Origin of the sequence: Pseudoduganella buxea (assembly GCF_009720835.1) — a bacterium.
GTDB classification, from domain to species: Bacteria; Pseudomonadota; Gammaproteobacteria; order Burkholderiales; family Burkholderiaceae_D; genus Rugamonas; species Rugamonas buxea.
The window spans coordinates 1-9198 of record NZ_WNKZ01000145.1 but is presented as its reverse complement, the minus strand read 5'-3'; the positions used below and the strand labels follow the sequence as shown (position 1 = coordinate 9198).

Sequence of the window (9198 nt, the reverse complement as noted above, 5' to 3'; positions counted from 1 at the left end):
GCCCAGTGCCGCGCCGTGCTGGCCGCCTACGGCCTGGTGCTGGCGGACGACGGCGTGCGCGACTGCGTAGACGACACGCCGCTGCTGCGCATCGACATGAAGGTGGACCCCGTGTTCGGGCCCGCCATCGGCTTCGGCCTGGGCGGCAGCGCCGGCCGCGCGGCCGATGACCGCGCCGTCGGTCTGCCGCCGCTGAACCTCGTGCTGGCGCGCGATATCGTCCAGCGCAGCAAGGCCGGCCGGGTGCTGGACGAACACGCCGACGCACTGTGCGGTGCGCTGGTGCGGGTGGCCGAACTGGTGGCGGACCTGGACGGGGTGGCCGGCCTCGTGCTCGACCCGCTGGCCGTGGGCGCGGCCGGGCTGCGGGTGGGCGAGGCCGCCATCGACCTGGGTCCGCCACGCCCCGAGTCGGCGATGGCGATCCGGCCCTATCCGCAGGCGCTGGAACAACTGGTGCCGTGGCAGGGCGGGGAACTGCTGCTGCGCCCGATCCGGCCCGAGGATGCGCCGGCCCACGTGCGCTTCTTCGCCGCGCTCGACCCGGACGACGTGCGGCTGCGCTTCTTCACGACCCTGCGCGAACTGCCGCCGGCCCAGCTGGCCCGGCTGACGCAGATCGACTACGACCGCGCCATGGCCTTCATCGCCACCCGCACGGGCAGCGACGGCCTGCCCGAGACGCTGGGCGTGGTGCGGGCCGTGGCCGATTCGGACAACCGCGCCGCCGAGTTCGCCATCGTCATCCGCTCGGACCTGAAGGGCCGGGGCCTGGGCACGATCCTGTTCGCCAAGCTGGTGGATTACTTCCGCAGCCGGGGCACCGGAGCCCTGACGGGCGACGCCTTGGCCGAGAACACGGGCGTGCAGCAGCTGGTGCGGCGTTTCGGCGGACACGTGCTGCCCGGCAATGAAGCGGGCAGCGTGTTGCTGGAACTGCCCTTGCATGCGAAAACATCCTAGAAAGGTAGGAAATTAACTTGTATCCGACTTTGTGCTACGTCAAGGTCGATCTGTCGGTGCTATTTACACTTGTACTTCCGTCCAGCCCTGGGAGCAAGAATGTTAACGGCCACTTATACTCTGGTTGCCTTGTCCGTCGAGCAGGCCCACATCCGTCTGAGTTTGCTTTCATTCCAGAAGTATGTGCAGTCGACCCTGACCCGGCAGCAGAGCCTGACCCTGTCGCAACTTGAATACGCATGCGAAACGCTGGAACGGCTGTACCAGGCCTGCCATTGGCGCAAGGTCGAGCTGTACCTGATTCCCGCGCTGCGCCAGGCCACCGAGCGGGCCGACCAGTTGCTCGACGAGTTGAGCCGGCTGAACCAGTCCGCGCTGGCCGTCGTGCGGCGCCTGAAGCAGAACCTGGTGGAAGGCAATCGCGACGACGGCGAAGTGCTGGCCATCTGCGAATCCATGAACAGCTTCTGCAGCGCGCTGCTGCACCGGCTGGAAAAGGAAGAAAAGGAACTGTTCGCCATCGCCCGCAGCGCCATCTGCGGCGAAGCGTGGTTCGCCATCGCCAACAAGCTGCTGGTGCACGATGCCCAGATGGCCGAGGCGCGCCGCAGCGGCGTCGACGCGGCCTTGCCCGATGGTACTGCCGGCAGCGACAAGGGCCGCGGCCAGGCGCCGGAAAGCGAACCGATCGCCATCGTGCCGCGCCTGGCGCCGCCGGCCGGCGCCGTCACCCAGCTCGATATCGTCCTGCCGGAACTGCAATCCGACCTGCGCCCGGAACTGCGCCAGCGCGCGCTCAAGCGCCTGTCCGGGCAGCGGGCGGCCGGCGGCGAATAGACTGGGCGGGTGCGGCGGCGGTCACAGCGGCAGGCCAGCGGTCGATAAGCGCCGCCGCGAACTGCGGCGCTGCGCTATGATGGCGGTTTTGATCCATCGATAGCACATCATGTTTGAATTCCTTTTCAAGCGGCCCGGCGACAAAGGTCCAGATTCAAACGGTTCCGATTCCAAGGGGCCCGACCCCAGGGGTTCCGATCCGCGCGCCGGCACCGAAGGCGGCGGGCGTGCCGACGGTGCTGCCGATGCGGCCGCGCGCCGGGCCGCGCAGGTCGAGGCGGCCCGCGCGCTGGCGGGGAACGAAGCCGGTGCCGTCGAGCTGATCCTGCAAAGCGAATTCGCCGACGTGCGCCTGGCAGCCGCCGAGCACGTCGTGTCGCAGCCCATGCTGGAACGGGTGCAGCAGGCCGTGCGCAACACGGACCGGCGCGTGGCCAAGCTGGTCCAGGGCCGGCTCGATGCGATCCGCCACGCCCAGGCCGAACAGCGCCAGGCCGAGCTCAGCATCAGCACGGCCGAGCGCCTGCTGGCCGACGAGAAGCTGACGCCGAACCAGGTGGCCGACCTGGACCGCCTGTGGCAGGTGATTGCAGCGCCGGCCGAACTGGCCGAGCGGTTCGGCGTGCTGCGGGCGCAACTGGGCGCACGTCTGGAAGCGCAGGTGACGTTGCAGCGCAGTGTGCGCGATGCGCTGGCCGCCGTGCGCCGCTTCGCCGCGGCGCCCGATGAGGCCGAGCTGGAGCGCCTGGGCGCTGCCCATGCAGCCCACCTGGCCGATCCGGAACGGGCCACCTTGCCCCGTCACCTGCTGAACGATTTCGATGCCGCGCTGGCCGAGGCACGCGCCGCGCTGGCGGCCCGGGCACCGGCCGCCGCCGTCTCCGCCGCGCCGGCGGAGGACATCGACGTCCATACAGCGGGCGTCAACAATGCCGACGTCAATGCTGCCGACACCACCGGGGCCGGCGGCACTGCCGCCGCAGCGTCAGAGCCAGGTGATGCCACTCCGGCCTCGACCCCGGCCGCCACGGCACCGCCGGAGGCGGCCCAGCCGCCCCGTCCGCCCCGCGAGAAACACAAGGCCACGCCGGCGGACAAGGAAGCCAATGCCCGCTTCATGGCCCTGGTCGATGCGATGGAAGCGGCGCTGGAGGCGGGCCAGCTGCACACGGCCGCCGAGCACGACAAGGCGCTTAAGGACAGCAAGACGGGCCGCCTGACGCCGCAGCAGGCCGAGCGGCTGGCCCATATCCGGGGCGAGCTGAAGCGCCTGTCCGCCTGGGCCCGCTGGGGCGGGAATGTGTCGCGCGAGGAGATGGTGCATGCCGTCGAGGAACTGCCCGGGCAGGGCCTGTCGATGAGCGAACTGGCCCGCAAGGTCAGCGCCATGCGCGAACGGTGGAAGGCGCTGGACAATGTCTCCGGCGCGGCGCCGAAAAGCCTGTGGGAAAAGTTCGATGCCGCCTGCACGGCCGCCTATGCGCCGGCCGCGGCCCACTTCAAGCACCTGGCCGACGAGCGCCACGGCAATGCCGCCAAGGCCCAGGCCATGATCGACGAAGTGCATGCGCTGATCGCCGATTCGCCGGCCGCGCGCGAGGACTGGCGCGCGCTGGCCTCCGTGTCGCAGCGGCTGCGCCAGGCCTGGAGCCGGCTCGGCACGATCGACCGCAAGGACAAGAAGAAGCTCGATTCCGCCTTCGGCAAGGCGATGGAAACCCTGATGGCGCCGCTGGAAGGGCAGCGTGCCATCGAGGTGGCGCGGCGCGAACAGCTGATCGAGGAAGTCTACAAGCTCAATCCGGCCGACCGCCATACCGTCGACACCTTGCGGGGCCTGCAGGAAAGCTGGCAGGGCCACGCCAAGGCGCTGCCGCTGGAGCGCAAGCAGGAGCAGGCCCTGTGGCAGAAATTCCGCGCCGCCTGCGACACGATCTTCGCCAAGCGCAAGGAATCGGCCCATGCGGCCGATCACGAGCGCAAGGTGCACCTGCATGCCCGCGAAGCCGTGTGCGAGGCCCTGGAAAACGCCAGCTTCGACGGCGACGACAAGGCCCAGCTGGCTGCCATCGGCAAGGCGCTGAAGGATGCCGCCAGCGCCTGGCATGCGGCCGGCGTCGTGCCCCGCGCGGCCGAGCAGCGCATCGAACAGCGCTACCGCGCCGCCGTGGCACGGGTGCAGGCCATCGGCGACGCCCTTCGCAAGCGTGCCGGCGCGGCGCAGGCCAACGCGCTGCGCGACAAGCTGCGCCTGGTGCAGGCGCTCGAGACGGCGGTGGCCGGCACGGACGCCGTCGACGGGAACGACTGGAACGGGCGCTGGCAGGCCTTGCCCGGTCTTGGCGGCGATACCGAAAAAGCCTTGCGGGGCCGCTTCGATGCGGCGCTGAAGGCGGCCGAAGGCGCGGCGCGCGCGGCATATGGCGCCAGGCTGGCCGCCAACGGCCCGCGCCTGCTGGCCGAAGTGTTGCGTCTGGAGATCGTCGCCGGCATCGACAGCGGTGCCGAGTTCGCACGCGAGCGCCTGAAGATGCAGGTCGAGGTGCTGCAGGATTCGCTCAAGTCCGGCCACAAGGCCGGCCATGGCGGCCACGCCGCGCAACTGGCCGAGCTGTGCGCGCTGCCGGCGCTGGCGGACGACCGTACCGTCAGCCGCATCGAGCAACTGCTGCGCCGCGTCGGCACGGGGGCATGATGGGCAGGGTACGTATCCAGACGGGCGACTTCGACCTGTCGGAGGAAGTGGCGCGGCTGCGCGCCGGCCAGCCCAAGGTGGGCGGCATCGTCACCTTCGTCGGCACGGTGCGCGACCTGAACGACGGCGCCCAGGTGGCAGCCATGGAGCTGGAGCATTATCCCGGCATGACGGAGGCGTCGATCGACGCCATCATCGGGCAGGCCCTGGCACGCTGGCCCATCTTCGACGCCTTCGTGCTGCACCGGGTCGGGCCGCTGCTGCCGCAGGACCAGATCGTGCTGGTGGCCGTCACGTCGGCGCACCGGGGCGAGGCCTTCGCCGCCTGCGAGTTCATCATCGATTACCTGAAGACGGAAGCGCCGTTCTGGAAGAAGGAAAGCACGCCGGCCGGCGAGCGCTGGGTCGATGCCCGGGTCAGCGACGATGCGGCCCTGGACAAGTGGCGTGTTGAAATACCGCAGAAACTGCCTGGACAAGGATGATGCACGCTTGACCTAAGCAAAAAGTCCTGCTTGAAAAAGGACCGGCACATCCTTACTTTATCGTTAGATAAAACTTTGGAGTGTGCGCAAATGCGTCAAGACAAACTGACTACCAAGCTGCAGGAAGCACTCGCCGACGCCCAGAGCCTGGCCGTCGGCAACGATAATCCCTACATCGAACCCCTGCACCTGCTGCTGGCCCTGTTGAACCAGGACGACGGCGCCGCCCGCTCGCTGCTGCAGCGGGCCGGCGTCAATATCGGCGGCCTGACGAAGGCCCTGCAATCGAGCCTGGGCTCGCAGCCGAAGGTGTCCGGCACCGGCGGCAACGTCCAGGTCAGCCGCGAATTCATCGCCGTGCTGAACCTGGCGGACAAGGAAGCCCAGAAGCGCAACGACCAGTTCGTGTCCAGCGAAATGGTGCTGCTCGCGCTGACGGACGACAAGTCCGAGGCGGGCCGGCTGGCCCGCGAGAACGGCCTGTCGCGCAAGTCGCTGGAAGCGGCCATCGACACCGTCCGCGGCGGCAACAAGGTCGATTCGCAGGAGGCCGAAGGCCAGCGTGAAGCGTTGAAAAAATACACGATGGACCTGACCGAGCGGGCCCGCCAGGGCAAGCTCGACCCCGTCATCGGCCGTGACGACGAGATCCGCCGCGCCATCCAGGTGCTGCAGCGACGCACCAAGAACAACCCCGTGCTGATCGGCGAACCTGGCGTGGGCAAGACGGCCATCGTCGAGGGCCTGGCCCAGCGCATCGTCAACAACGAAGTGCCCGATTCGCTGCGCGGCAAGCGCGTGCTGTCGCTCGACATGGCCGCGCTGCTGGCCGGCGCCAAGTTCCGCGGCGAGTTCGAGGAGCGCCTGAAGTCCGTGCTGAACGAGCTGGCCAAGGACGAGGGCCAGACCATCGTCTTCATCGACGAGCTGCACACGATGGTGGGTGCCGGCAAGGCCGAAGGTGCGATGGACGCGGGCAATATGCTCAAACCCGCGCTGGCCCGGGGCGAACTGCATTGCGTGGGCGCCACCACCCTGGACGAGTACCGCAAGTACATCGAGAAGGATGCCGCGCTGGAGCGCCGTTTCCAGAAGATCCTGGTGGACGAGCCCACCGTGGAGGCGACCATCGCCATCCTGCGCGGCCTGCAGGACAAGTACGAGCTGCACCACAAGGTGGAAATCACCGACCCGGCCATCATCGCCGCGGCCGAGCTGTCGCACCGCTACATCACGGACCGCTTCCTGCCCGACAAGGCGATCGACCTGATCGACGAGGCGGCCTCGAAGATCAAGATCGAGATCGACAGCAAACCCGAAGTGATGGACAAGCTGGAACGCCGGCTGATCCAGCTGAAGATCGAGAAGGAAGCCGTCAAGCGCGAGAAGGACGAAGGCTCGCGCCGGCGCCTGGACCTGATCGACGAGGAAATCGCCAAGCTGCAGCGCGAGTACAACGACTTCGAGGAAATCCTGAAGGCCGAGAAGGCCAATGTGCAGGGCACCACGCACATCAAGGAAGAGATCGAGCGCATCCGCCTGCAGATGGACGAGGCCACGCGCGCATCGAACTGGCAGCGCGTCTCCGAGCTGCAGTACGGCCGCCTGCCGGAACTGGAAGCGCAACTGAAGCAGGCCGAGACGACGGCCGGCGCGGCCCAGGACAAGCCCAGGCTGCTGCGCACCCAGGTGGGCGCCGAGGAAATCGCCGAAGTGGTGTCGCGTGCCACCGGCATTCCCGTGTCGCGGATGATGCAGGGCGAACGGGACAAGCTGCTGCATATCGAGGAAAAGCTGCACGAGCGCGTGGTGGGGCAGGATGAGGCGATCAACGCCGTGTCCGATGCCATCCGCCGCTCGCGCGCCGGCCTGGCCGACCCGAACCGCCCGTACGGTTCCTTCCTGTTCCTGGGCCCCACGGGCGTGGGCAAGACCGAGCTGTCGAAGGCGCTGGCGGCCTTCCTGTTCGATACCGAGGACTCGATGATCCGCATCGACATGAGCGAATTCATGGAGAAGCATTCCGTGGCCCGCCTGATCGGCGCGCCGCCCGGCTACGTGGGCTACGACGAGGGCGGTTACCTGACGGAAGCGGTGCGGCGCAAGCCCTACAGCGTGATCCTGCTCGACGAGGTGGAGAAGGCCCACCATGACGTCTTCAACGTGCTGCTGCAGGTGCTGGACGACGGCCGCATGACGGACGGCCAGGGCCGGACGGTCGACTTCAAGAACACCGTCATCATCATGACGTCGAACCTGGGGTCGCAGAAGATCCAGTCGATGGAGGAATCCGATCCGGCCATCGTCAAGCTGGCCGTGATGGCCGAGGTACGCTCGCACTTCCGGCCCGAGTTCGTCAACCGGATCGACGAGATCGTCGTCTTCCACGGCCTGGACGAGAAGAACATCGGTTCCATCGCCCGGATCCAGCTGAAGATCCTGGAAGACCGGCTGCAGCGGATGGAGATGCACCTGGAGGTGTCGGAGCCGGCCCTGCAGAAGATCGCCGAGGCCGGCTACGACCCCGTGTACGGGGCGCGGCCCCTGAAGCGGGCCATCCAGCAGCAGATCGAGAATCCCCTGTCCAAGCTGATCCTGGAAGGGCGCTTCGGGCCGAAGGACACCATCCGCATCGACGCGCGCGACGGGGCGCTGGTGTTTGGCGGCGGCAGCGGCGAGGACGTGCTCAGCAAGTAAGCAGCGGCCGGGCGGTCGTCCCGGCCGGTTTGGATTTGCCGTGCCGGGGTCGATTGGCGCGGTTGCCAAGTTGCTGCAGTTTCCCAAGTTGCTTTGGTTGCTCAAGTTGCGCAAGGAATCGTTGTGGACTACAATGGCTCCAGTCGCCATCAATCCGAGGTCGCCACATGAGTACAGCCACTGCATCGAACACCTTCGCCGCCGGCCTGTCGCGCCAGGCGGCCGACGACGAGGGCGCCGCCTCCTCATCGTATGCCTACCTGGTGGAAGTCGATGACGCCGTGCCCCAGGCACATGTCTTGATCGACCAGCTTTACGCCGCCTTGCGCGCCCATGGCATCCATGCACGCGTGTCGCCGCTGGGCCGGGAAGCGGGCGTGCCCGCCAATACGGCCGAGGAGGGCCGTGTCGCCACGGACAGCCACCGGGGCGAAGCCCTCATCGCCGCCATGGCGCGCGACGGCAGCCTGATCGACGGCGAAACCCTGGCGGCGGCCTGGGGCATCACCCGCCAGGCGCTGGACAAGGCCCGGGCCCGGGGCGAAATCTTCTCCGTGCGCATGGGCCGGCTGCATTACTATCCCGCCGCCGCCCTGCATTTCCTGCGGCCCGACTTCGAACGCATCAACCGCGCCTTCCATGCCGACGTGGCATCGGGGCCCCGCCTGCTCTTCTTTACCCGCAAGCACGGCAGCCTGGGCGGCAAGACGGTGGCCGAGGCCGCCGAGCGCACGACCGACATCGTCGCCCTGGCCAGCGACTGGGAACGTATTTGACCCGTTCGCACCTCCCCGACTTTGCTGCCCTGCGCGCGGCCGGGGAACTGGACTTTTGCCAGGTCGACGTCGCCGGCCTGCTGCGCCTTTCCCTGCAGCCCGGCACCGAGCCGTGGTGGGGCGCCACCGGGCGCTACCGTTTCGACGATCCTGCCAGGGTCTTCGGCGTCACCTACGCGGCCGATACCCTGGCCGTGGCCATCTGCGAAACCATCCTGCACACGGTGGGCGACCACCGGGCGGGCCAGTGGTGGCTGGACCGCAGCGCCGTGGCGCGCCGCGCCATCGTGCACTATGTGCATCCGACGCGTACGCACCTGCGCCACGTCGACCTGAGCGGCATCGCGCTGAAACGCCTGGGCCTGGACAACGACGTCAGTGCCACCGACGACTATGCCCCGACCCAGGGGTTGAGCGGCGCGATCCACGCCCAGGTGCCGGAGGCCGATGGCATCCGCTATGTCAGCAAGCAGCTCAACACGCAGCTGGCCGTCGCCCTGTTCGAACGCAGCGGCGTGCGGGCCGCGCAGGGTGGCGCCACGCCCTGCTGGATCATCGGACACTGCGGCCCTGCTGGCACGCCTGCGGGTGCAGTTGTTTACGCTGTAGCGGCCCGCTGCCGGCCCGGTGCCTGGGTGGCTTCCTGCGCCAGCGCGGCCATCGGCACCATGGCCGTCAGAGCGAGCAGACGCTTGTGCATCTTGGAGAGTTTCATCTATTGCCTTCCTGGGTTTAAAGAAAAAGG

The 9198-nt window shown here is 68.1% G+C and carries 7 protein-coding genes; all 7 read left to right on the top strand.

Annotated elements, in window-relative coordinates; genetic code table 11:
- The coding region (locus tag GM672_RS26340) for a GNAT family N-acetyltransferase (protein WP_155473484.1) at positions 1-963 on the top strand (963 nt) is incomplete at its 5' end.
- Positions 964-1062: 99 nt separating this feature from the next.
- Positions 1063-1800, top strand: a complete 738-nt coding sequence (locus tag GM672_RS26335; RefSeq protein ID WP_188915887.1) for a hemerythrin domain-containing protein — start codon at positions 1063-1065, stop codon at positions 1798-1800.
- 109 nt (positions 1801-1909) lie between these two features.
- Positions 1910-4495 carry a DUF349 domain-containing protein gene (locus tag GM672_RS26330; RefSeq protein ID WP_155473483.1) on the top strand — a complete coding sequence of 862 codons (2586 nt, stop codon included), beginning with the start codon at positions 1910-1912 and terminating at the stop codon, positions 4493-4495.
- On the top strand, positions 4495-4980 hold the full coding sequence (locus GM672_RS26325) for a molybdenum cofactor biosynthesis protein MoaE (protein ID WP_155473485.1): 486 nt from the start codon (positions 4495-4497) through the stop codon (positions 4978-4980). The genes GM672_RS26330 and GM672_RS26325 overlap by 1 nt, the downstream gene beginning before the upstream one ends.
- A 90-nt stretch (positions 4981-5070) precedes the next feature.
- Positions 5071-7677 carry an ATP-dependent chaperone ClpB gene (gene clpB / locus GM672_RS26320; RefSeq protein WP_155473482.1) on the top strand — a complete coding sequence of 869 codons (2607 nt, stop codon included), beginning with the start codon at positions 5071-5073 and terminating at the stop codon, positions 7675-7677.
- Positions 7678-7844: 167 nt separating this feature from the next.
- Positions 7845-8453 carry a hypothetical protein gene (locus GM672_RS26315; RefSeq protein WP_155473481.1) on the top strand — a complete coding sequence of 203 codons (609 nt, stop codon included), beginning with the start codon at positions 7845-7847 and terminating at the stop codon, positions 8451-8453.
- On the top strand, positions 8450-9198 hold a 749-nt coding region (locus GM672_RS26310; protein WP_155473480.1), incomplete at its 3' end, for an RES family NAD+ phosphorylase. The genes GM672_RS26315 and GM672_RS26310, both read left to right, overlap by 4 nt.

Bases quoted from the DNA above. Each gene is read 5' to 3' on its own strand.
- GM672_RS26325 (WP_155473485.1), top strand. From the start codon at position 4,495: ATGGGCAGGGTACGTATCCAGACGGGCGACTTCGACCTGTCGGAGGAA.
- clpB (WP_155473482.1), top strand. From the start codon at position 5,071: ATGCGTCAAGACAAACTGACTACCAAGCTGCAGGAAGCACTCGCCGAC.
- GM672_RS26315 (WP_155473481.1), top strand. From the start codon at position 7,845: ATGAGTACAGCCACTGCATCGAACACCTTCGCCGCCGGCCTGTCGCGC.
- GM672_RS26335 (WP_188915887.1), top strand. From the start codon at position 1,063: ATGTTAACGGCCACTTATACTCTGGTTGCCTTGTCCGTCGAGCAGGCC.
- GM672_RS26330 (WP_155473483.1), top strand. From the start codon at position 1,910: ATGTTTGAATTCCTTTTCAAGCGGCCCGGCGACAAAGGTCCAGATTCA.